The organism is Bacillus sp. YH3-2-B2, assembly GCF_053663335.1.
In genome coordinates, this window is the sequence record NZ_JBSJQE010000003.1 from 225,950 (window position 1) to 249,032 (window position 23,083).

The following is a 23,083-nucleotide window of genomic DNA, read 5'->3' on the forward strand; positions in this document are numbered from 1 at the left end:
CGCGCCCCCTTTTTGCTTTATTCATTGACAGGCCCGCTGAAAACGACCATTAACACGATCAATCCCGAGATGACCATGCAGGCATAAGCGAGTGAAGAAACCGCTGCTTTTATCAGTTTGTTTTTCACTTTGTACCTGCTGACATAAATAGAGGCGACCGCAACAAACATTAATCCCATAGCACCAAGCGCAAACCACATTTTCATCAATGCCACACTCACGTTCGTGCCCCCCGTCCCATCATTGTAAGCGTTATATTTCATTTTAATATACAAATGTTGAAAAGATCAACAGGTTTTCCATCTATTGAAAAAACAAAAAAACTGAAGCAAAGAGGGGGACTTTGCTTCAGTCAAGTTGACTATATTCACCTGTACGTCTGAGATACACTCTCTTGGACTTCGATGCTATAGTATGCTTAGATGCGTACGTCTGCATCCTCTTCTGCCTAAATCAGCAAATGTTTTAAGCGATTTCAGCCGGAGAGTTCTGCGTTTTGGACTTTCGTCACTTCAGAATATGCTGACGGCATGTTATTGTCACTTCACCCGGTTTTCGAATGTGTTGACCAAGTCTTCCATCTCATGGGTTTTCACTCTGGCCATTAAGGATTCTACGGCCGTTTCTACCTTCTGCCCGTTAAATAATACTTGGTGAAGCGCTTCTGTGATCGGCATTTTCACCTGATATTTTTGAGACAGCTGATACGCAGCTTTCGTCGTCCGCACGCCTTCAACAACCATCCCCATCTTATCCAGGACAGCTTCCAGCTTGTATCCTTTGCCGAGCAGGTTGCCGGCGCGCCAGTTTCGGGAATGAACGCTTGTACACGTCACGATTAAATCGCCTACGCCGGTCAGGCCGGAAAAGGTGAGCGGATTTCCGCCCATCTTTGTGCCGAGTCTGGCGATTTCAGCAAGACCTCGGGTGATTAAGGCCGCTTTTGCATTATCTCCGTATCCCAATCCATCTGTAATCCCCGCTGCAAGAGCAATGATATTCTTTAACGCTCCCCCTATTTCAACACCGATCATATCCGGATTTGTATAGACGCGGAAATGCTGGTTCATGAATAAATCCTGAACCGCTTCTGCAGCCTTGATATTTTTTGAAGATGATGTAACAGTCGTCGGGTGTCTTAATCCGACTTCCTCAGCGTGGCTCGGCCCTGAAAGCACGACGATGTCTTTTCTGTACTCCTCAGGCAGCTCCTCTTCCATTAATTCTGAAATGCGGAGAAGCGAATCCGGCTCAATTCCCTTGCTGACATGAACAAAAATCGATTGTTTCGGGATGTACGGCAGAGCCTTTTTCAGCACTTCCCGAATGGCTTTTGTCGGAACTGCCACAATGATGAAGTCAGCTCCTTTTAAAGCCTCGCTTAAATCGGCTGTCCCGATGATAGAACTTGATAGCTCCACCCCCGGCAGGTAATCTTTGTTTTCATGCAGTTCGTTGATTTGATCGATCAATTCGGCACGGTGTCCCCACATCATGACTTGGTGTCCGTTATCAGCCAGCACTAAAGAAAGTGCAGTGCCCCAGCTTCCCGCTCCAAGCATTGCCACTTTTTTCATCTCTGTATCACACCTTTTTATTTTCTTGCTCTTGCAAATATTTTAATTGGCGTACCTTCAAATCCGAAAGCGTCCCGGATTCGGTTTTCTAAAAAGCGTTCATAAGAAAAATGCATCAGTTCCGGATCGTTGACAAAAACAACGAAGCTCGGCGGCTTAACAGCGACTTGAGTCGCATAATAAATTTTCAGACGGGAGCCGTTGTGCGTCGGAGTCGGATTCATGGCGACCGCATCCATGATGACATCATTTAAGACATTTGTCTGCACGCGGAGAGAGTGGTTTTCACTCGCTTTAATAATCGCAGGCATGAGTGTATGAATCCGCTTTGTCGTCAGTGCCGACATAAACAGCACCGGCGCATAATCGAGAAATTGGAAATGCTCCCGAATATTCTGTTCAAATTCTTTCATCGTGCGCTCGTCCTTATCAACGGCATCCCATTTGTTTACGATAATGACGACGGCTTTCCCGGCTTCATGGGCGTATCCGGCGATCCGCTTGTCCTGCTCCAGGATGCCTTCTTCTGCATTCAGCACAACGCCGACGACGTCTGAGCGGTCAATGGCTTTTAACGCCCGCAGCACACTGTATTTTTCTGTTGTTTCATATACTTTACCCTTTTTTCTCATTCCCGCCGTGTCAACGATTACGAATTCCTGCTGATTGTAAGTGAACGCCGTATCTACAGCGTCTCTAGTCGTTCCGGCTACGTTGCTCACGATAACCCGCTCTTCGCCGAGCATCGCATTGACAAGGGATGATTTTCCGACATTCGGGCGGCCGATCAGGCAGAATTGAACGACATCATCACTGTACTTCGTCTCCGGAATGTTTTTAAAATGCTCGGCACAAGCATCGAGCAAATCTCCCAATCCTAAACCGTGTGTGCCCGAAATCGGATACGGTTCTCCAAAGCCGAGCGCATAAAAGTCATAGATGTTCGCTCTCATTTCGGTATTATCTAATTTATTAACGGCTAATACGACCGGTTTTTTCGTCCGGTACAGTATTTTTGCCACTTCTTCATCCGCAGACGTCACACCTTCGCGGCCGTTCACCATAAAGATGATCACATCAGCCTCGTCCATGGCGATTTCAGCCTGCTGGCGGATCTGTGTCAGAAACGGTTCGTCTCCGATATCAATTCCGCCCGTATCAATCAGGTTAAAATCATAATTCAGCCATTCCGCCGAACTGTATATCCGGTCCCGCGTCACTCCGGGGGTATCTTCTACTATTGAAATTCTTTCACCCGCAATCCGGTTAAAGATTGTGGATTTTCCCACATTCGGTCTTCCGACAATGGCTACGACAGGTTTACCCATAGTACCCTTCCTTTCAATCCAGCCGCTTACATTTTCACAAAAAATTGTTCAACCGGTTATTAAAAATCATCTTCGCTATGAAAAGAACCCTTCAAACAGAAGGGCTTAACTCATTTATTATATCAGTTTTCACTGAGATCACAATGTATTCTTCAAAATGTTTCGCATTCATGTAACAGTCTCCGTCTGTTTTCAAGACATTTTTGTCGCTCCTTTGCCCTGCTTTTTGCTTTTTTGGCTGATGCGCGCCGCAAGCTGTTCATATGTAGTCAGCCCGACGAGAAGAATCACTCCCGCCGAACAGCCTGAAAGCCATTTATAATCACCGACGGCTGCTGCACCCGCAATGTTGCGGATGACCGCAGCATACAATAACTCCCCCTGGCACATGCCGAGAACAAAAAGACAAAGCCTCTCAGGGAACCGCCCCTCAACAGAAAGCGTAATAACGGTAAGCAGTATAACCGCCGCCCATTCAGGTTTTATGATAAACCAAACAGGGTCATATAATGCAAAAAGAAAAATAAAGCCGTATGCCGCAGACGCCGTCAGATGAATCACAATATGACGGAGCCGTTTATGCATGCCGAGGCTTCCCGCATATACAAATGCCGCAGCAAAAAACATGACATATGCCGCGTTCAGCGTAAAATAAGCCGTTATCTGATGTATGCTTGCCATCATATTAGTCAAAATAAAGACTGATACGTAAAACCGGCTTTTTGTTTTGGCAAAAATAAAAGTCGCAAGTATCCATAAAAACCACATTGACCAGTAATAATAAAACGGTTCCATAATCGCTCCTCCTCTGACCAGTATGGAGCGGGAACGCATTTTTTAAACCAATTATGCCTGAAAGGAGCGGATAAGGATGGGAAAAGACAGACAGGAGAAAAAACTGAAAGCCTCCCGCCGGGTGGAATCTGATCGCGATGATTCGATTCACCATAAAGGAGCGACAAGCCTTGAACAAAACGGTGAATTCCGAAAAAGAAAATCGTAAAAAACAGAAAAAGGCATGCGTGTTCGCATGCCTTTTAACGTCTGCTGAAACGGGACGTGTCAATTCCCCGTTCAGAAAGCCAGTGATGTGTGTCACCTTTTATGACCAAAGGCGCCTTTTGCAATTGGGCAACCGATTGGCATCCGAGGGCGGTCATAATCATTTTCAGCTCTTGTAAAAGCGCCGTCATCTCGTCAAACAGCCCCTCTTCTCCTTTGGAGGTGAGAGCTTTCAGGAAAGTGCCTGCCATTCCCGCGCCAGAAGCGCCGAGGGCAATCGATTTGGCGACATCCAGGGCACTTTGCAGCCCGCCGGATGCGATAATTGATTGATCAGCGGAGAGCGAGTGGATTTCCGCTAAGCTTGCGGCAGTGGAAATTCCCCATGTATTAAAAAATTGAAGCGCCTTCTCTCTGCGCATATTTTCAATCTTAGAGAAATTTGTACCGCCGTATCCGCCGGCATCAACTGCTGCCGCGCCGGCATCAAATAACTGCCGTGCCGATTCCCTGCTCATTCCGAAGCCGACTTCTTTGACAAAAACGGGAACTCCCGCTTCCGCCGCAATCCGCTCAATACGGCCGAGAGCGCCGGTAAAGCTTCTGTCTCCCTCTGGCATGACGATCTCCTGAATCACATTTAAATGAATCTGGAGGGCATCTGCTTGAATCATATCAATTGCCCTTTTCGCCTGCTCGGCATCCGCCTCGCTGCCTAAATTGGCAAATATCAGCCCGTCCGGATTCTCTTTTCTGACGATCTCGTAAGAATACCGTTCGGAGGGATCTTTTAAAGCCGACATTTGCGAACCGACAGCCAGCGGCATGCCGGCTTTGCGCGCGGCTCTTGCCAGCGATCTGTTAATTTCGTATGTAAGCTGTCCGCCGCCGCCTGTCATCGCATTGATAAAAATCGGCGAACTGCTTGTGAGTCCGCCGATTTTCGTTGATATATCCACTTTTTCCAATGCTAGGTTCGGTAGGCTGACATGAACAAACGTAATATCATCAAGCCCCGTTTCCCGGTTTTGACCGGTAGACAGCGCATGATTTATATGTTCTCTTTTTCGTTCTGCTCGTGTCACGTTTTATCACCAATTTATTTTAATTTATTAAGCTTGTCTCCGATTAAATCGCCAAGCTGGAAACCGGTGCTCGGCTCTTCTTTCGCCTGGTATTGACGGAAGTCCTCCTGATCGGCTTTCGGCGCTTCTTCAAGCTCACGCATGCTTAAGGAAATGCGCTCTTCGCTTTCGTTCACGTCAAGCACTTTCACTTTAACAGTCTGTCCTTCTTCAAGCACTTCATGCGGCGTTCCGATATGTTTATTGGAAATTTGCGAAATGTGCACAAGTCCTTCCACGCCCGGAAGAATTTCAACGAAAGCGCCGAAGCTTACAAGGCGCTGCACTTTTCCTTCAAGCACATCTCCCTGTTTTACCTTTTCGCCGATCTGGCTCCAAGGTCCCGGCAGCGTTTCTTTAATAGATAAAGAAATACGCTCGTTATCGCGGTCTACGGACAGCACTTTCACTTTTACGTCCTGACCTTCTTCCACCACGTCAGACGGTTTTTCGACGTGTGAATGAGACAGCTGCGAAATATGAACAAGCCCGTCAATTCCGCCGATGTCGACAAATGCGCCGAAATCAGTCAGACGCTGCACTTTTCCTTCAAGCACGCTTCCAACCTCAAGCGTTTGGAGAAAATCATGCTTTCTGGCTGTCTGTTCTTTTTCCACTACAGCCCGGTGTGACAGAATCACCCGGTTTTTATCACGGTCGAGTTCAACGACGATAAGAGAGAGGGTTTTCCCTTTATAGTCAGTGAAATCCTCGACGAAATGAGCTTCGACAAGTGATGCGGGAATGAAGCCGCGAACGCCGATATCAACGACGAGACCGCCTTTCACCACATCTTTCACTTCAGCTTCAAACACTTCTTTTGTGTCGAATTTTTTTTCAAGGTCTTCCCAAGCGCGGTCAGCATCAACGGCACGTTTAGATAAAATCAAAGCATCGTCTTCCACTTTTGTTACTTTCAGGTCAAGCTCGTCGTCAACTTTTACGACATCCGATGCTTTCTCTACATGAAGACTTGATAATTCACTGATTGGAATGATTCCGGACTGTTTGACATTGACAATTTCGACATCTACATGCTTGTCCTCTACCTTTGTCACAATCCCTTTTACTACATCTCCAACCTCTGGCACTTGAACATCAATTTGATTCATTTCCTCTGTCATTTGAATAACCTCCTTGGTCCAAACCTACACAGCTTAATTAATACGGTTTGAAAGCTGAACATGTGAATGTCCGCTTTTCAGCCGAATATGTATTAAAGAATCATCCAAAAAAGATTTTGAATGATCAATAAAAAGTTTTATTAGTATTAACTTCTAATAAAAGGACTGGTTTGTCAAGCAATAACATCTTGTCTTTTGAAAAAAAATTAAAAAGCGCTCCGCCCGAAGTTAACGTGATTTCTGTTCGACGATCTCCAGAATTTTTCCTGCGACTTCGGCAATGCTGAGTGACGTCGTATCGATTTCAATCGCGTCTTCCGCTTTGCGCAGCGGGGAAACTTCCCTCTCTGAATCGAGTTTGTCGCGTCTGGCAATTTCTTCAATGAGCGTCTCGTAATTCACGTCATAGCCTTTTTTCTTATTCTCTTCATATCGGCGCTTCGCTCTTTCCTCTACGGACGCGAGCAGAAAAATTTTCACTTCGGCATCAGGCAGCACGTGAGTACCGATATCACGGCCGTCCATGACGACACCGCCTTTTTGTCCGAGCTGCTGCTGTCTTTTAACCATTTCTTCTCTGACGCCTTTATGCTTGGCGGCGATGGATACTTGGTTGCTGACTTCGTCTTTTCGGATTTCTTCTGTCACATCTTCTCCGTTTACGAGAACGATTTGTCCTTCCGGAGCGGATACAAGCTCAATTTCCGTACGCTTCAAAAGCTCTGTAAGCGCGGCTTCATCGGTTAAATCGGCATTCTGCTTGAGCGCCGTATATGTAATGGCACGATACATCGCCCCTGTATCAATGTACACATATGATTTTTTCTCAGCCACTATTTTAGCAACGGTGCTTTTTCCGGCAGCGGCCGGCCCGTCGATCGCAATTGATAATTTCTTGTCCATAATCTCTCTCCTTGCTCTTTACTCCTCTATGGATTGTATCATGAACTGCCGGAAAAGGGGCGAAAAAATTGAGCTGATTTACCGCTTTACCGTTTCAATCCATTCTTTTTTCTCCATTTTATCAACTCCCTCATATTTCACAGCTTTCGAAATATAAGGTTCAATAGGCTGATAATGAAGCAAAAACTGCACCGCGCCCAAAATTATAAGCTGAATGCAGACCAATTTGACCAGCAGACGTTCAAACGTTTTCATACACGCGCACCTCCATTAGGATTAGTATGGAAAAGTGCGCTGCTGTTTATTCCGACAGACTGTTTCTTCTCTGCTGCAGCTGCGCGCGCATACAATATTGGAGTAAAAGCTGCTGCGCTGCGGGGCCGATTTCTGTAAATTCAAGCGTCATTTTTTGTTTATCCGCCTTTTCATCATAAAAAATCCGCTGGGTAAGAGCCTCAGCCGTTATATCCGCCGCCTTTTCTTTGCCGGGAAGAGAAAATGAGACATACAGCTTTTCACCTGGTTCCGCGGAAATATGCTCAGGCATCACAACAGCGATTCCGCCGGCGCTGATATTAGAGGAAACCGTTTGGAAAGCGGTTTTTTTCGCTTCCGTTTTGACAGATACATCCAATACTGCTTCTGCACGGACGTATCGGCGTCTTTGAATCCGCTTCATTTCCTTCTGAGGGGGGATGTCCAATCCGATCATCGGGATGGGTTCTTTTTTCTTTCCTTTGATTATGCTTTTAAATTGATACGGTACTTGGCCATTCCCCATAAATTCCGCTGTTATTTCCAATCCTTTATGCAAAAAGACCGTCCGTCCCGAATCCAGATCGACGGGATATGAGATATGGAGTTCGCCGTTTTCAACGCTTACTGCTTTGCTCCTCGCTTTTTTGGGCTCATTGTTCTCTATGTATTCAATCCAAATATAATCTCCGACAGCTATCATGGGCCTTCACTCTTTCATTATTTATGCTTTTATTAAAGCATGTAATGAAAAAAAGGAAAAGACTTTTAGTCCTTTCCTCCTTTATTTTTATAGGTCTTTATATATAGGCTCTGCACTTTTTAATTTTTCTATTTTTTCCTCTTTTCCGTCGTCCGCATTAATGAACATTTGATACGTGTCTTTCCCGATCGTCCCGAGCATTTCGTAGCAAAGCACTTCCTGACCGAGTTCATTCGTGATCAGCGCCTGCCGGGTCTCCCGCACTTCAACATTTTTATTCAGCTTCGCTTTCGCTTCATCAGCTGACAAAGCGGGAGCCGGAATCGTTCTCGTGCGGTGCGCCGCCAGGTAATCACGCGCGGAAAAACCGACGACTTCACCATCATCCAGCGCCACTTTCATTCGGATGGCTTCCGGATAAATGCGGACGTTTTTCTCCACGGGAATAAAAGAAAAGACGCCGATGTTATTATATTGCGCGCTTTCATCAATTTCGAGGCCTTTTGTTTCATATCCGTTTTTCTTTAAAAACGCGACGGCCCGGTTAGATGCTTCATTGAGGCTGATCTTTTGTTTCTTCACGCCCCGTTTTTGAATCAAATAGACAGGATGTCCCCCTTTTTGGGTAATATCCATATAGATAAAAGATTTGTGATCCACGTCATTCATGCGGATACTGTATACATCCCGATTCGTCTTCCGGCCGCTTTTGACCACTTTAATGGAATAATTATGATCAGGCGCAAACCGTTCCGCGATTTTTACCGCTTCTTTTTCCGTAATTTGTTTTCCTTTCAGATGCGTAAACCCTTTTCGTTCTGTATTTGCGCTTGTAAACGTAGGGCTGGTACTGTCTTCAGAAAAAGCGCCTACATTTTTTTCGACTGTTTTAAAGCTGTCGACGATCGTATTATCGCTTTGTTTTTTGTCAGAGGCGAGCGCCATCTCAACATCCATCCACCGTAAATTTTTGCTCATGACGAGATGCTGAACGCTGCGGAGCTGGTTTTGAATGTTCTCGGCCTGTTTGTACAGGCTGTTCAGTGTTGTATATTCTTTCTTATCAAGCGGTTTTTGGTCTAAATCCCGGACGGATGTTTTATAGCTGAAATCTCCTATATTGGATAAAAACTCCTCCGTCTTATTAAAAGGCATGAGAGTCAGGGGCAGCTGGCTCACATTGTTATGTGCTTCAGATGTAATTCTCCATACATCAATGAGCGCCGGAGACAGAGATTTTTTACTGTTCATTGCAAGCGTCGTCCCGATTTTGTCGTGAAGCTGATCAACATGGTACGTCAGTTCATGAAAAGCCCTCTGATAATTATTTTCCGCGTGCAGAAGGACCGCATCTTTTTCCTGATGCTCTTTATATCCCCAGTATCCGGTTGCGGCGATCGCGACACCGAGAACAGCGATAATGATTCCTCTAATCATGTTAACACCTCATTTTGCGTACTTTTACTCACAGAAAATGTGCTTTCCGATTCTTTTAATCTGCGGACGTCCCCAAATCCATTTGCTTGTCGCCGTATCAGGATTGAAATAATAAAGCGCGTTTTCAGAAGGGTCCCATCCGTTGATCGCATCAAGAACCGCTTCTTTTGCTCTTTCATTCGGCTGCATGTATATTTGGCCGTCGGCAACGGCGGTAAACGCGAGCGGTTCGAAAATGACGCCGGCCACCGTATTCGGAAATAACGGGCTTTTAATACGGTTTAAAATAACCGCGGCGATGGCAACCTGTCCTTCAAACGGCTCACCGCGCGCTTCCCCGTACACAGCCTGCGCCAGAAGATTGATGTCGTTGTTTGAGAAACCGCCAGGCATATTGGCCGCTGTCGTATTTTGCTTTTGATTTGACTGACCGCCTGTATTGTTTTGCGGCTTTTGAGCAGGCTTATTCGTTCCCGCCGGCTTCTGCGCTCCGGCTCTCGGTTTTGTTTGGTTTTCCAATGGGACGTTGCCATAATGAGTGAACGTATTCCCTTTTTGGATCTGCTCCATTACATATTCACGGTAATATTTTGATTTTGAAATCAGCACCTGTTTGGTTTTCGCCCCGACGAGGCCGTCAACCGGCTTCATGCCGAATTTCTCCTGAAAATTTCTCACGGCCCAGTATGTGGTCCAGCCGTAAACACCATCAATTTTCCCGTTATAAAATCCGTTATATTGAAGACGGGCCTGCAATTCTATAACATCATCACCCGTCGCGCCTCTTTGAATCACTTGATTTGAAAACGCATGAATCGTTTCATGATGATCGAAGAAAGCGGCGGCGAAAGAAAATAGAATGAGACATGCCATAAAGGCTCCTTTGCACTTCATCTCTTCAAGCCTCCTACTGCAAAATTTAAAGTGTACCCGTATTGTCTGTCACGCGGATATTTTTATACACCGTTTCCTTCTTATCCCTCATCAAGGCATAAAAAAAGAAACCGCACGCGATGCGCGGTTTCTTCACACTTGGATCATATTGACGGAGCGTGCTTTTTTTGCCTTTCGCAGCCCGAACCACCATAAAAACAGCATAAACGGCAGCATATAATATACCCAATGATTGAGGGCGGTAAGAATAAAATCGTACGAACCGTGCAGACATGAAGGCACGGCCAGCGAAATCACAAGCCATTTGACACGGGCTTTTTTCTGCGAAAAGCGGGCTTTTCCGAGATAAAACCCCATAATCACTCCGATCAGCGCATGGCAGGAGACCGGCAGAAGCGCCCTTATGAAAGCATGCTCAACGCCGTGGCCGAATAAATACAGAATATTTTCAAGCGTGGCAAAGCCTAAAGACACACTGGCCCCGTAAACGATTCCGTCATAATGCTCATCAAAATGAGCATGCGGGTACACACTTATCATCAGAACGAACCATTTCACCGATTCTTCCAAAAATCCCGAAGACAAAAACGAAACGAAAAAGCTTCCTCCCCCCACATGCTCTTTTTCAAGAACATATTGGATAAACATGGTCGGAAACACAAGGACAACCCCGAGAAAAAAAGACCTCAGCACCATATGTACGGGTTCATTGTCATACTGATCTTTTAAATAAAAATAGCTTAACAGCGCAATGCCGGGAGCAATTCCTGCAGAGATGATTGCAAACATCAGGCAACCTCTTTCCTTTATATTCCTATATCTATGGTACCATGTTGTTCATATTTTTACATCTTTCAATTTTTTTAAAAAAGAGCATATGAATGATCATATGCTCTCTGCACCCAGCCGTTTTGATATTTCGTTTGCGATCAAGCCGCCGTGAAAACGGCCGTTCTCGATAAAAATTTCATTGGCGTTATTTCCAGCCGCAATGACTCCGGCGATAAAAACACCGTCAACATTTGTTTCCATCGTTTCTTCCCGGAAAAACGGCCGGCCTGATTCCGCATCAATCCGCACACCGATTTTTTCGAGGAAACCGTGATCGGGATGGTATCCCGTCATGGCAAATACGAAATCGTTTTTCAGCCGGACCGTCTCATTTCGGCCGGAGCGGAAAATGATTTCATCTTCCGTCACTTCTTCAAGACAAGCGCCGAATTCCATCCGGATTGTGCCGTTTCTGACAAGGGCCTCAAACTCAGGCAGAATCCACGGCTTGATGCTCGGGGAGTACTCATGTCCTCTGTAGAGCACCGTGACGCGCGCACCGGACTTCACGAGTTCCAAAGCCGCGTCCACACTTGAGTTTTTCCCGCCGATCACAGCAACATCTTTATCAAAATAAGGATGGCCTTCTTTAAAGTAATGAAATACCTTAGGAAGCCCTTCACCCGGTATGTTCATATAATTCGGATGATCATAATATCCTGTCGCAATGATACAAAACGGAGTGAGGTAGCGGTCTTTTGACGTTTCTACAAGAAAACGGCCGTCTTCCTGTTTCGTTACGCGCTCCACCGTTTCAAAGGCGTTTACGCGCAGCTCTTTTCTTCTGACAACCTCTCTGTAATAAGAGAGAGCCTGTATTCGGACCGGTTTTCTGTTTTCCGTAATAAAGGCAACATCGCCGATCTCCAATTTTTCACTTGAACTGAAAAAAGTTTGGTGGGTCGGATAGTTATAAATGCTGTTTACGACATTCCCTTTTTCGATCACAAGCGCGTTCACGCCAATTTGCTTCAGATGTATAGCCGCCGATAATCCGCAAGGACCTCCGCCTATTATAATTGCTTTTTCTTCTGTCATGTCCTTCAACTCCTGCGATTGGCATTTCCATCATAAGTTTCCACTCATATAAAAAATCTCCTATATTATCATAGGAGATTTTTTTTGTTTATGCAAACGATTGGTTTATATCCAGCCTCTGAAACGCGAAGCCTCAGCCATTTTCCGCACGCCGACCATGTAAGCCGCAAGCCTCATGTCAATCCGGCGGTTTTGGGACATTTCATAAATATTATTAAACGATTTTATCATCATATTTTCCAGTTTTTCCTCGACTTCTTCTTCACTCCAGTAGAAGCCCTGGTTGTTTTGAACCCATTCGAAATAAGAAACCGTTACACCGCCGGCGCTCGCCAGAACATCGGGAACCAGCAGCGTTCCTTTGTCTGTCAGGATTTTCGTTCCTTCCAGTGTCGTCGGTCCGTTTGCCGCTTCTACCACAATTTTCGCTTTGATGCGGTCAGCGTTTTCTTCTGTAATTTGGTTTTCGATCGCCGCCGGGACAAGTATATCACAGTCCAGCTCAAGCAGCTCCTGATTCGTAATGGTGTCATTGAAAAGCTTCGTCACCGTTCCGAAGCTGTCTCTGCGGTCAAGCAGATAATCAATATCAAGACCGTCCGGATCGTAAAGGCCTCCGTACGCGTCAGAAATTCCGACAACTTTCGCGCCGGCGTCATGCATAAACTTGGCCAGATAGCTGCCCGCATTTCCGAAGCCTTGTACGACGACGCGCGCGTTCTGAATATCGAGACCTTTTTTCTTGGCCGCTTCTTTTATGCAGATGGTGACGCCTTTTGCCGTCGCTGATTCCCTGCCGTGGGATCCGCCGAGTACAAGCGGTTTTCCCGTAATAAAGCCGGGTGAGTTAAATTCATCAATTCTTGAATATTCATCCATCATCCAAGCCATAATCTGTGAGTTTGTAAATACGTCAGGTGCCGGGACGTCTTTAGTCGGTCCGACAATCTGACTGATTGCTCTTACATATCCCCTGCTCAGCCTTTCAAGCTCTCTGAATGACATATTTCTCGGATCACAAACAATTCCGCCTTTACCACCGCCATAAGGAAGATCAATAATTCCGCATTTTAAACTCATCCAGATGGAAAGTGCTTTCACCTCTTTTTCAGTTACATTCGGGTGAAAACGAATGCCGCCTTTTGTCGGACCTACGGAATCATTGTGCTGCGCACGATAGCCTGTAAATATTTTCACAGACCCGTCATCCATCCGAACAGGAATTTTAACCGTTAATAATCTGAGCGGCTCTTTCAGCAGTTCATACACTTCTTCTGGATACCCCAATTTTTCCAGAGCTTTATGTATTACGGTTTGGGTTGATTTTAATACATCATGTTTGTCTTCTTCATTATGACCGGTGAATCGATCGGCTGCCATTTGAGTTAACCTCCTAAAATCTTCTGTTTCTCTCATGCTCCCTTTCAGTGACTAGTATACACCTTCAATATCTCCGTGCATAGAAGAAAGACAATGATTTTTCCATTATTTCGCTTAAAAAAAGACGGCCGCTGAAAACAGCTGCCGTTTCAAATCTTTTTTATGAAAAATGTTTCTGGATGGTCTCCACAGCATTGCCGTCCATGATGAGTTTTCCGTACTCATGGAGTCTGTAAATCGTAATCGTCGCCGGGTGTCCGTATTCAGCCAGCACCGCGATGACACCTTCGGCGGAACGGGAGCCGAGGTCTTCAAGGCTTACATAGTATTGGTTCTCATAGTGGTAGACGGTGCCGCCGGTAATCCCGATTCGGTGAAGGCTTCCGGCTAGTTGAATGATATCTTCAAACGAATGGAACTGATAAATAATATCCGGGCTTTCGTCAAGTTTGACCTGCATCTCGATATAATCATCGTCATATTCGTCATCTTCTGCGTCCGCGTCATGATTTTTCGTTACAATCACAACCATACCTTGTGCCTGAAGAGAATATACTTCCACCGCGATCGGACCATTCGCTTCAAAGCCGAGCTCTGTATTTGCTTCATTCATCATATCTTTAAATAACTGGTGGACTTTAAACGAGTCCTTCCAGAGGTCTTCTTTTGTCAGTCCCCGATCAGTCAGATCGTCGAGGGTTAAAAAGATTTTAATCTTATTATAGTTCAGACGCTCAAGCCGCATAATGTTCCCTCCTGCCTCTTCTTGCACACAAATCATATAACACAGTATATGAATAAATGAGTCATAGGTTCTTAATTTGTTATCAGTTTACACCGTGTACAGCGGGAAGACAAGCAGAATGCCGTTTTTTATCACCGCGGCCGGATTTGTTTCAGGAAAACGGCTCATCCGGTCCGCACAGCGTAATCATATGCGTCTCCGGCTTCGCCCCGAGCCTCAGCGGAACTTTTGTCGTCCCGTAGCCGTTGCTGATCAGGTAATGCGCTTTTTTTACCGTTCCCGTCCCGCCCAATTCATACGGCCCGAACCGGCCGAAACGGATTTGGCCGCCATGCGTATGGCCGCTGAACACAGCGTCAATCCCGTCTGACTCCCTCATCTGCTCATGGATGTCAGGATTATGGCAAAGCAGGAGGTTTACTTTGTCAGCATCCGTATATCTGATTGCAGATTCGTAATCATCCATCATCATCCTGATATCATCCACCCCGCAGATCGTAACGGTTTCCCCTTTATAAGCAAACTGAACCGATTCATTTCTCAGCGGAATCACTTTGTATGCCCGTAAAAGTGAGAGCAATTTTTGCTGGCTGACCTCGTAATCATTATTTCCCCACACATAAATGACAGGCGCGAGAGCCGTCAGACGTTTGATGTTTTCTTCAATTCTGGCGTAAGGAACTCCGCCCTCCGCCAAATCACCGCCGAGCAAAACGGCATCCGGCTTATAAACTGCCGCTTCGCGGAGAAGCTTTTCATCAATTAAACGGCGGTGCACGTCAGATATAAAGAAGATGGTGAGCGGCTTCATCCCTTTCATTTTATCAAGCGTAAATGTATGTGTTTTCAAATGGCTGCCGTTTGCCGTTTTGTACATGACGGCCGCCATAACCGCAGCCGCTCCCGCCAATGTGCCGAGAATTCCCGCTGTAAGCTTCATAAACGCACTCTCCATTCTGTCATTGTCTTACATTAGACGGACAAACAAAAAAAGACGTTTCTATCCTTTCCGGAAAACGCCTCATTTTATTTGCTTTCAAAATAAAGATTGATATCATACCGATGTTTCATCAAGTGAAAAACAGATTCTCTCGCCCTCCATTTTTCAGGCTGGGGCCATAAATCCGTGCTTTTTTGGATAATTTCACATCTCAGTTTATGAAATTCACCCTCAGCTTTTTCTTCCTTTTTTTTAAAATAATAAGAAGTGCAATACGCAAAAGCGGAAGCCATAATCCAGCACAAATAAACCGTATGGCCTAATATTTCCTGCAGAATCAGCTGCGGAGAGGCTTGGGGGGCGTTAAAGCTTTTAAACATCAGCAGTATGCACATCAGGGAAAAACAAACGAGGGACGCCCACTGCCATCTTCGGCATTGTGCGGCATAATTTTCGTATTTTAATTTCCGTTTCACCAGCGCCTGAAGCATTTGTTTCGTCGGTCCGTCAGCAAATCGGTCTAATTGCTTCCATAAAGAATCCATGCGCTTCACACCTTGTCCGTTTTCATTGGTACACTATATGAAAAACGCGGTGAAAACATGCATTTATTTTAATCAGACAGCGGAATGTTCAGAACCTGGCCGGTGTACACGTCGTTTCCGTTTAATCCGTTGTAGCTGCGGATTTTTTCTTCGCCCGCCCGGCTTTTATAATATTTCATTGAAATGCGGTAAAGCGTTTCTTTCGGCTGTACAGTATGCTGTACGGTCCGCACTTTTTTCGGGACAGTCCCGGCTTGATCACTTGCGGCAGCCGGAGCCGCTTTTTCACGGACAGCCGGCGGAGACTGCTGTTTTGTCTCCGCGTATTCGGTGTCTGTCGGCTTTACTTGTTTTTCTGAGGACGTTTCCGTTTTTTCAGGTGTTTTTTCACTTGGTTTTTCTTTTGTTTTTTCAGATGCAGCCGCTTCTTTCTTATCTTTGTCGTCAGACTTTTTTTTCGGTTGTTCTAAAAGAGCGGTTTCTGACGTATCTTTCTGAGCGCCTTTCGGAATAACGGCAGGCGCGCTTTCACTGTGGTCAATGAAGACATCTTCATAGTCCTTCGGGTCAAATCTGCTGCTGTTCGTCATATAAAGAAGACCGAAAAAGACACCGATTGTTACGATAATGAACAGGACGGTCAGAAAAGTGAACAGCGGCGTTTTTGTTTTGGTTTTTTCCTTCACCTGCTCTTCCTTTTTTTTACGCTCCTCTTTTACAGATTGTCTTGTCGGGAGGCTGTCTTCAAGATATTCAATTTGTTCATCCGCGGCCGCGGCAACCTGCTGCTCGGCACGCAGCTGAGCTTTTCTTCTTTCAACTCTTGACATTTCCGTCATAGAAACCCCTCCTAACATATTGAAAACGGATCTGACAGGCAAATACCGCATCAATAATAAAATGCGCTGTAACCGGAACGAATAAATTGCCGGTCCATTCATAGATAAGCCCCAGCAAAAGACTGATGCCCGCAACCATCATAAACAGAAGCCACTTCGCCATGTATCTGAAATGAAGCACGGTAAAAATGAAGCTGGCGGCCCATAAGCCGATATGTGTCTGCAGAACGCCTCTGAACAAAATCTCTTCGCTGAACGAAATGAGAAGCGTCAAAAATAAAATGTGCAGAACCGGCCTGTTCTTAAAAAGCAATACATTAATGCCGCCGTCATCATATAAATGCGAAGGACACCATTTCATCACCGCCAGATCGGCAAAAATGACAAGGACGGCAAGAGTTACACCGTACCATATGATATTATCGTCACGTATATGCCACAGCTTTAAAAAATCGTGAATGTCGGTGAAAAAGAAAAAGCCGATAACAGCTGAAACTGCCAATATGAGCAATTGGGTGGCATACAGCTGTATCACAATCTCCCGGTCTGAGAGCTGCTGGATCAATTCGCTTTGCCGTCTCAGCTGAACTCACCCGCAGACTCTGAACCGAAAATCCGGCCTAATTCCAGCTTCCAATCTTCAAACCGTTCCATGTTTTTCCGTTCTCCTTTTTGCTCGTACGGAGCCAGATCAAGTCCGCAGCTGCTGCAGCATTGTCCGGTTTGACCTTCAGGCTCATACGATTCATCAAAATAAGACAGCAGCGCTTCTCTTATACATTCTTTCCGCTCTAATAACGCCGAAAAACGGTTCATTTTACGCAGCTTCTTTTCCACGCGGTATGTCAGTTCTTCCTGCAGCTGCTCTTTTGTGGTTTTTCCTTGCAGATACAGGTGGACGGCCGTTCGCGCCTGTGTTTCCTGAACGCCCTTATTGATCAGAACGTCCCGAAGCTTTCGCTCATCACCCGTACCGGCATCCCGTATGACGGCCAGAATGCCTTCCAGATCATAATCAGACAGGCTTTCTGTCTGAATAATCTGCTGCTGAAGCTCGGTATCGCCGGGCGCCCTCAGCAAAATACTGACACTCGGGCTGCCGTCGCGTCCCGCTCTGCCGATTTCCTGCATAAAGGCCTCGGCCGTTTGGGGAGGATAAAAGTGAATGACAAAGCGGATATCTGACTTATCCACACCCATGCCGAACGCATTGGTACAGCAGATGCAATCAAGCTGGTTATGGATAAATTGCTGCTGGATCAAGATTCTGTCCCCTGTATCCATTCCGCCGTGATAATAATCCGTCCGCTTTCCTGTTTTTTCATTCAGCTCAGCCGCAAGCTCTTCCGCCCATTTCCTGGTCGGACAATATATGATACCCGGGCCTTCAAGCTTTTCGGCAAGCTCCGTGAGCCTGCTTATTTTTTCGGCATTATCAGCCAAATGTTCTGCCGCCAGGAGAATATTCGGCCGGTTGACTGAATAAAGATGACGCACAGCATGCTCAAGTCCGAGCACATCCGTCACGTCTCTGAGCGTTTCTTTTGTCGCTGTTGCGGTCAGCGCCAATACAGGCGGCTTTCCGAGTGCCTGTCTGAAAGGCCCGAGCTTCGAATAATCAGGCCTGAAATCATGTCCCCATTCTGATATGCAATGAGCCTCATCAATAACAAATAAACTGACCGAAACGTTTTTCAAACGGTTCAGTACATAAGGTGAAGAAAGGGCTTCAGGAGACATATAGAGAAATTTATACCGGCTGATGTTGCTGAGAATAAAATGCCGCTCTGCGGAATTCAGCATGCTGTTTAATGCCGCAACCCGCTTTTCTCCTTTTGCTTTCAGCTGCTGCACCTGATCTTCCATTAATGAAAGAAGCGGTGAAATAATCAGCACCAGCCCGTCCATCATGTAACCCGGGAGCTGATAGCATAATGATTTCCCCCCGCCGGTCGGAAGCATGGCGATCGTATCCTTTTTTTGGAGCACGCTAGTCATAATCTCTTCCTGCCCTTTTTTAAAGGAATGCAAACCAAAATACCTGGATAAAGCTTTATGCAGCTCAGTCATGCTGATTCACCGTCTTTGCCAGCGCCAGCCTGATCTGGAAATAGCTGAAGCGCATCTGCATTCCTTCGCGAATCCGTTTAATTTTATTTGTTTGATGCTTTTTTGCAAATGCCGTTATCATACGCTGTTCCTCTTCAGAAAGATACTGTTCTATAAAAAATGCAGGCTGATGCAATGATATTTCTACGATATGGTCTTCGATTGTGGCGGTTTTTAAATTTCTGACCGCGGCGATCCGTTCAATCGGAAACCCTTTTTCCAACAGCTCAAAGGTTTTTCTGGCAGACTGTGTCAGCGCGCTTTCCGCCTGCAGATCGGACAACAGCTCGCGCAGAGCGGGATATGCACATTGCGGAAGCGATTGAATAACATAATGTACCGCTCCCCAAAACTGGACGGACACATACCATTCATCTTCGTTCAGCTGGAGAGCGAGCTGCTTATTCGTTTTGCCGATTCTGTTGAATGAAGTTAAAGAATAGACAAAAATAAGCGCCTGCCGTTCACTTACGCCTTGCAGAAGCTGAAACAGCGCGTCATGCATTTGGATGGAAAGCTCTTTAGCATCTCTGTTTTTCCGCATGAACCATTTGACCCATCTCAGCGTCTGCACATCGTTGGTAACCGGGATATATTGACTGCATTGATGCTCTTTGTTTGACAGGACTTGAATGAGCAGGGAAAGCCGCCTCCACAGAGTGACGGCAGGCGTTTGATAATTCGCGCCGTGGCAGTGCTTCGGCCAAGGCCGCTCGGCAAACGCCCGTTCAAGCCTTTGAACGCCGCGCGCAGTCACTTTCCACGTTCCCTCTTCTTTTCCGGCTGTAATGTATGAGTTCTCGGTGAGTTTATGCAAAGAAGCAGCAATATCGCCGCGTTCACACTGTGAAGCCATGCCGAAATATTTAGCGATCTGAAATAAGCCGGCATCCTGAATGGTTTGAGACGACTTTTTTCCTTTTAATAAATGAAACACAGCACTCGGAGTCCGTTCGCCGTCTATTTTGTCCAGACAGTCGAGAACCACGGTATCAAAGTAGTTTATCGCCAATCTAAACACACCTACATTTCTTTTGTGACAAGTTTCGTTTTTTGGTTCTTTTTATTTTAACAGATTTTCATATAAATTTGACGTTTAAAGTCATCTTTTAGGGGGAAGTGCTAAAGAGAATCCCTTATGTGATAAGCATTCTCAATCATTTTTCTGTTGAAATTTGACACTAACATCATTACAATAAGTAAGAGGAATAGGTGTTATATTTAAAAATATATAAGGTAAACCATTTGTTCCAACACGAACAATCTGGGAGGTTTTATTCATGGCAAAGTACACAATTGTAGATAAAGATACGTGTATTGCATGCGGCGCCTGCGGAGCTGCGGCACCAGACATTTATGATTATGATGATGAAGGCATTGCGTTCGTTACGCTTGACGAAAATAAAGGTGTCGTCGAAGTTCCGGAAGTTCTGGAAGAAGATATGATTGACGCATTTGAAGGATGCCCTACTGATTCAATCAAAGTTGCGGATGAACCGTTCGAAGGCGATCCGCTGAAATACGAATAAAAAAGCCCTCCCCGTGAGAGGAGCTTGCTTTTTCGTCCTGAATAAGACTCCGGCTGTTATCGGCCGGAGTCTTATTTTTTTGCCGATCAGCACAAACAAAAAAAGCGCCCGGCTGTTCTTCACAGAGCGGACGCTTTAAGCCTTTATTGTGTTTGGATGCTGCGTTTTTGTTCAATCCAAGGTTTCAGCTTCGTAAAGATGAACGTAAAGACGATGGTGATGATAATGCCTTTTACAATGTTAAACGGCAGAATTCCTGCGACAACCGCCGTTTTCAACTGGCTGTTTGACAATGCCGGTGAATGTAAAAACCAAGTATACGCGGGCAGGATAAGAATATAGTTCAAAATACTCATCAGCACGGTCATCGCCGCGGTTCCGGCCAGCAGGCTCACTGCAAGCCCTTTTGCAGAATTAAGCTTTTTAAACATAAACGCCGTCGGCAGAATAAACAGCGTTCCCGCGATAAAATTGGCTGCCTGCCCGACAGGCACGCCGGCCATGCTTCCTTGAATGATATACTGCAGAATATTTTTAATCGCTTCAACCGCAATCCCCGCCGCAGGCCCGTAAACCAAAATGGCGATAATTGCAGGAACGTCACTGAAATCAATTTTCAAGTAATCCGGCAGCCCCGGAAACGGGAAATTTAACAGCATAAGCACAAACGCAATACTGCTAAGCATACTGATGACAACTAATTTTTTTACTTTCACAATGCTCTCTCCTTTTCGATCAAATCTCTCGAAAAGTGGAAAGGTTCTTTGCGCCCCAATAAAAAAACCGCTTTTGTTAAAAAGCGGGAGCTTACTAAGGATTGGCAAAGAAACGTTTGATATAAGCATCAAAACGTCTGCTGAACCTCCATCTTCTCCCATCCAGACTATACTGTCGGCTCCGGAATCTCACCGGATCCTGCCGCCGAAGCAGCTCGCGGGCTTAGAGCGTGATGCTCATCACCGCCGGTAGGGAATTTCACCCTGCCCCGAAGATTGATCTTATGAATTTATTCACATTATATATGATCAAATTGTAATTGTATAGAGAACTGCTCAATTTTATATAAAATATTGATGAAGCCCATTTTAACTGAATTATCGGCTTCCTTTTCTCCTTTACTGCGTCAATACACATTGACACTCTATTAAGAATATGATAAATTATCAGATATTTAGTCAGCTAAACTAGGAGGAAATCTAACAATGTTTCGAGTTTTGGTCTCAGATAAGATGAGCAATGACGGCTTAAAGCCGCTGATGGAATCAGACTTTATAGAAATTGTTCAAAAAAACGTCGCGGATGCAGAAGATGAATTACATACCTTTGATGCCCTGTTAGTCCGCAGTGCCACAAAAGTAACCGAAGAATTGTTTAAAAAGATGACTTCTTTAAAAATCGTCGGCAGAGCCGGTGTCGGCGTAGACAACATCGACATTGATGAGGCCACAAAACATGGAGTTATCGTGATAAACGCGCCGAATGGAAACACCATTTCAACGGCAGAGCATACATTCGCGATGATTTCTTCATTAATGAGACACATCCCGCAAGCCAATATCTCAGTAAAATCAAGAGAATGGAACCGGACGGCTTTTGTCGGAGCGGAGCTCTACGGAAAGACTTTAGGCATTGTCGGTCTGGGCCGGATCGGAAGCGAGATTGCCCAGCGCGCCAGAGCGTTCGGTATGACGGTTCATGTATTCGATCCTTTCTTAACCGAAGAGAGAGCCGGCAAAATCGGCGTAAACAGCCGGACATTCGAAGAAGTGCTTGAAAGCGCAGATATCATTACCGTCCACACGCCTTTAACAAAGGAAACAAAGGGACTGCTTAACAAAGAAACCATTGCCAAAACGAAAAAAGGCGTCCGTCTTATCAACTGCGCAAGAGGCGGCATTATTGATGAAGCGGCGCTTTTGGAAGCGCTGGAAAGCGGCCATGTCGCAGGCGCTGCCCTTGACGTGTTTGAAGTGGAACCGCCAGTTGAATCAAAGCTTCCCGACCATCCGCTGGTGATCGCCACACCTCACTTAGGCGCTTCAACGAAAGAAGCACAGCTGAATGTCGCGGCACAGGTTTCTGAAGAAGTGCTGCAGTTTGCAAAAGGTCTGCCTGTCATGTCAGCGATCAACCTGCCTGCGATGACGAAAGATGAATTCAAAAAAATCCAGCCTTATCACCAAATTGCCGATAAAATCGGAAGTCTCGTGTCACAATGTATGAAGGAACCCGTCAAAGATGTTGCGATTCAATATGAAGGCACCATCGCCAAACTTGAAACATCATTTATTACAAAAAGCCTGCTGTCCGGTTTCTTAAAACCGCGTGTAGACTCAACGGTCAATGAAGTGAACGCCGGCGGTGTAGCAAAAGAACGCGGTATCAGCTTCAGCGAGAAGATTTCCTCCAATGAATCAGGATATGATAACTGCATCAGCGTAAAAGTAACCGGAGACCGGAGCACATTTACGTTAACGGCTACGTATATCCCTCACTTCGGTGAACGAATCGTTGAACTGAACGGCTTTAATATTGACTTAAATCCTGCCGGCCACCTCGTTTATATCCAGCACCAGGATACGACTGGTGTAATCGGACGCGTCGGACGCATCCTCGGCGATAACGATATCAATATCGCTACCATGCAGGTAGGCCGTAAAGAAAAAGGCGGAGAAGCCATTATGATGCTTTCTTTTGATAAACATTTAGATGATAAAGTCGTCAATGAGCTGACTTCAGTTCAGGATATTGTTTCCGTTAAACTGATTGACCTTCCGTAA

At 45.7% G+C, this 23,083-nt stretch carries 25 protein-coding genes and 1 riboswitch; of the genes, 3 read left to right on the forward strand and 22 right to left on the reverse strand.

What is annotated here, in order from left to right; all coding sequences use genetic code 11:
- Window positions 1–17: 17 nt before the first annotated feature.
- The 4 genes from ACWJJX_RS11345 to ACWJJX_RS11360 all read right to left on the reverse strand — a co-directional run bounded on the left by ACWJJX_RS11345 (window position 18) and on the right by ACWJJX_RS11360 (window position 3,700).
- The gene (locus ACWJJX_RS11345) at window positions 18–221 is read right to left on the reverse strand and encodes a DUF2768 domain-containing protein (protein ID WP_003153435.1); all 204 of its coding nucleotides are present in this window, start codon (window positions 219–221) and stop codon (window positions 18–20) included.
- A 318-nt stretch (window positions 222–539) separates the two neighbouring features.
- Window positions 540–1,577, reverse strand: a complete 1,038-nt coding sequence (locus tag ACWJJX_RS11350; RefSeq protein ID WP_003153434.1) for an NAD(P)H-dependent glycerol-3-phosphate dehydrogenase — start codon at window positions 1,575–1,577, stop codon at window positions 540–542.
- A gap of 17 nt (window positions 1,578–1,594) precedes the next feature.
- Window positions 1,595–2,905: a ribosome biogenesis GTPase Der gene (der, locus tag ACWJJX_RS11355; protein ID WP_003153433.1), complete on the reverse strand. Its 1,311-nt coding sequence runs from the start codon at window positions 2,903–2,905 to the stop codon at window positions 1,595–1,597.
- 192 nt (window positions 2,906–3,097) lie between these two features.
- A complete protein-coding gene (locus ACWJJX_RS11360) occupies window positions 3,098–3,700 on the reverse strand; it encodes a YphA family membrane protein (RefSeq protein WP_017418044.1) in 603 nt (200 codons plus the stop codon).
- Window positions 3,701–3,776: 76 nt separating this feature from the next.
- Between ACWJJX_RS11360 and ACWJJX_RS11365 the strand changes: the two genes are divergently transcribed.
- Window positions 3,777–3,908 (forward strand): YpzI family protein, encoded by a 132-nt coding sequence (locus tag ACWJJX_RS11365; RefSeq protein WP_003153429.1) that lies wholly within the window; start codon window positions 3,777–3,779, stop codon window positions 3,906–3,908.
- A 34-nt stretch (window positions 3,909–3,942) separates the two neighbouring features.
- Here ACWJJX_RS11365 and fni read toward each other — a convergent pair whose 3' ends face one another.
- The 17 genes from fni to ACWJJX_RS11450 all read right to left on the reverse strand — a co-directional run bounded on the left by fni (window position 3,943) and on the right by ACWJJX_RS11450 (window position 19,786).
- Entirely contained in the window at window positions 3,943–4,992 is a 1,050-nt protein-coding gene (fni, locus tag ACWJJX_RS11370; protein WP_015388064.1) for a type 2 isopentenyl-diphosphate Delta-isomerase, read from the reverse strand.
- A 14-nt stretch (window positions 4,993–5,006) separates the two neighbouring features.
- Window positions 5,007–6,155, reverse strand: a complete 1,149-nt coding sequence (rpsA, locus tag ACWJJX_RS11375; protein ID WP_454022988.1) for a 30S ribosomal protein S1 — start codon at window positions 6,153–6,155, stop codon at window positions 5,007–5,009.
- A gap of 228 nt (window positions 6,156–6,383) precedes the next feature.
- Complete coding sequence (gene cmk / locus ACWJJX_RS11380) at window positions 6,384–7,058, reverse strand: (d)CMP kinase (protein WP_014305316.1); 675 nt, start codon at window positions 7,056–7,058, stop codon at window positions 6,384–6,386.
- A gap of 78 nt (window positions 7,059–7,136) precedes the next feature.
- Entirely contained in the window at window positions 7,137–7,313 is a 177-nt protein-coding gene (locus ACWJJX_RS11385; protein WP_003153420.1) for a YpfB family protein, read from the reverse strand.
- Window positions 7,314–7,359: 46 nt separating this feature from the next.
- Window positions 7,360–8,016: a flagellar brake protein gene (locus tag ACWJJX_RS11390; protein ID WP_454022989.1), complete on the reverse strand. Its 657-nt coding sequence runs from the start codon at window positions 8,014–8,016 to the stop codon at window positions 7,360–7,362.
- A gap of 87 nt (window positions 8,017–8,103) precedes the next feature.
- A complete protein-coding gene (ypeB, locus tag ACWJJX_RS11395) occupies window positions 8,104–9,453 on the reverse strand; it encodes a germination protein YpeB (RefSeq protein ID WP_454022990.1) in 1,350 nt (449 codons plus the stop codon).
- Between the two features lie 24 nt (window positions 9,454–9,477).
- Window positions 9,478–10,347 (reverse strand): spore cortex-lytic enzyme, encoded by an 870-nt coding sequence (sleB, locus tag ACWJJX_RS11400; protein WP_014305319.1) that lies wholly within the window; start codon window positions 10,345–10,347, stop codon window positions 9,478–9,480.
- 132 nt (window positions 10,348–10,479) lie between these two features.
- Window positions 10,480–11,136: a glutamic-type intramembrane protease PrsW gene (gene prsW / locus ACWJJX_RS11405; RefSeq protein ID WP_003153415.1), complete on the reverse strand. Its 657-nt coding sequence runs from the start codon at window positions 11,134–11,136 to the stop codon at window positions 10,480–10,482.
- 96 nt (window positions 11,137–11,232) lie between these two features.
- On the reverse strand, window positions 11,233–12,216 hold the full coding sequence (locus ACWJJX_RS11410) for a YpdA family putative bacillithiol disulfide reductase (protein ID WP_012117874.1): 984 nt from the start codon (window positions 12,214–12,216) through the stop codon (window positions 11,233–11,235).
- Between the two features lie 105 nt (window positions 12,217–12,321).
- Window positions 12,322–13,596: an NAD-specific glutamate dehydrogenase gene (gene gudB, locus ACWJJX_RS11415; RefSeq protein ID WP_003153413.1), complete on the reverse strand. Its 1,275-nt coding sequence runs from the start codon at window positions 13,594–13,596 to the stop codon at window positions 12,322–12,324.
- Window positions 13,597–13,756: 160 nt separating this feature from the next.
- Window positions 13,757–14,341, reverse strand: coding sequence for a genetic competence negative regulator (locus ACWJJX_RS11420; protein WP_003153412.1), 585 nt, complete (start codon window positions 14,339–14,341; stop codon window positions 13,757–13,759).
- Window positions 14,342–14,492: 151 nt separating this feature from the next.
- The gene (locus ACWJJX_RS11425; RefSeq protein ID WP_017418049.1) at window positions 14,493–15,281 is read right to left on the reverse strand and encodes a metallophosphoesterase; all 789 of its coding nucleotides are present in this window, start codon (window positions 15,279–15,281) and stop codon (window positions 14,493–14,495) included.
- Between the two features lie 86 nt (window positions 15,282–15,367).
- The gene (locus ACWJJX_RS11430; RefSeq protein WP_007409443.1) at window positions 15,368–15,826 is read right to left on the reverse strand and encodes a YpbF family protein; all 459 of its coding nucleotides are present in this window, start codon (window positions 15,824–15,826) and stop codon (window positions 15,368–15,370) included.
- A 68-nt stretch (window positions 15,827–15,894) separates the two neighbouring features.
- Window positions 15,895–16,665 (reverse strand): LysM peptidoglycan-binding domain-containing protein, encoded by a 771-nt coding sequence (locus tag ACWJJX_RS11435; RefSeq protein WP_069013357.1) that lies wholly within the window; start codon window positions 16,663–16,665, stop codon window positions 15,895–15,897.
- The gene (locus tag ACWJJX_RS11440) at window positions 16,643–17,230 is read right to left on the reverse strand and encodes a CPBP family intramembrane glutamic endopeptidase (RefSeq protein ID WP_025649801.1); all 588 of its coding nucleotides are present in this window, start codon (window positions 17,228–17,230) and stop codon (window positions 16,643–16,645) included. The genes ACWJJX_RS11435 and ACWJJX_RS11440 overlap by 23 nt, the downstream gene beginning before the upstream one ends.
- A 14-nt stretch (window positions 17,231–17,244) precedes the next feature.
- Window positions 17,245–18,735, reverse strand: a complete 1,491-nt coding sequence (locus ACWJJX_RS11445) for a RecQ family ATP-dependent DNA helicase (RefSeq protein ID WP_077722533.1) — start codon at window positions 18,733–18,735, stop codon at window positions 17,245–17,247.
- Window positions 18,728–19,786, reverse strand: a complete 1,059-nt coding sequence (locus tag ACWJJX_RS11450) for a helix-turn-helix domain-containing protein (protein ID WP_454022991.1) — start codon at window positions 19,784–19,786, stop codon at window positions 18,728–18,730. Before ACWJJX_RS11450 ends, ACWJJX_RS11445 begins: the two co-directional genes overlap by 8 nt.
- 268 nt (window positions 19,787–20,054) lie before the next feature.
- Here ACWJJX_RS11450 and ACWJJX_RS11455 point away from each other — a divergent pair, with 268 nt between their 5' ends.
- Complete coding sequence (locus tag ACWJJX_RS11455) at window positions 20,055–20,303, forward strand: ferredoxin (protein ID WP_003153403.1); 249 nt, start codon at window positions 20,055–20,057, stop codon at window positions 20,301–20,303.
- Window positions 20,304–20,446: 143 nt separating this feature from the next.
- Here ACWJJX_RS11455 and ACWJJX_RS11460 read toward each other — a convergent pair whose 3' ends face one another.
- The gene (locus ACWJJX_RS11460) at window positions 20,447–21,019 is read right to left on the reverse strand and encodes an ECF transporter S component (protein ID WP_003153402.1); all 573 of its coding nucleotides are present in this window, start codon (window positions 21,017–21,019) and stop codon (window positions 20,447–20,449) included.
- 146 nt (window positions 21,020–21,165) lie between these two features.
- A riboswitch (FMN riboswitch) is annotated at window positions 21,166–21,300 on the reverse strand.
- Window positions 21,301–21,505: 205 nt separating this feature from the next.
- Here ACWJJX_RS11460 and serA point away from each other — a divergent pair.
- Window positions 21,506–23,083, forward strand: a complete 1,578-nt coding sequence (gene serA, locus ACWJJX_RS11465; protein WP_077722535.1) for a phosphoglycerate dehydrogenase — start codon at window positions 21,506–21,508, stop codon at window positions 23,081–23,083.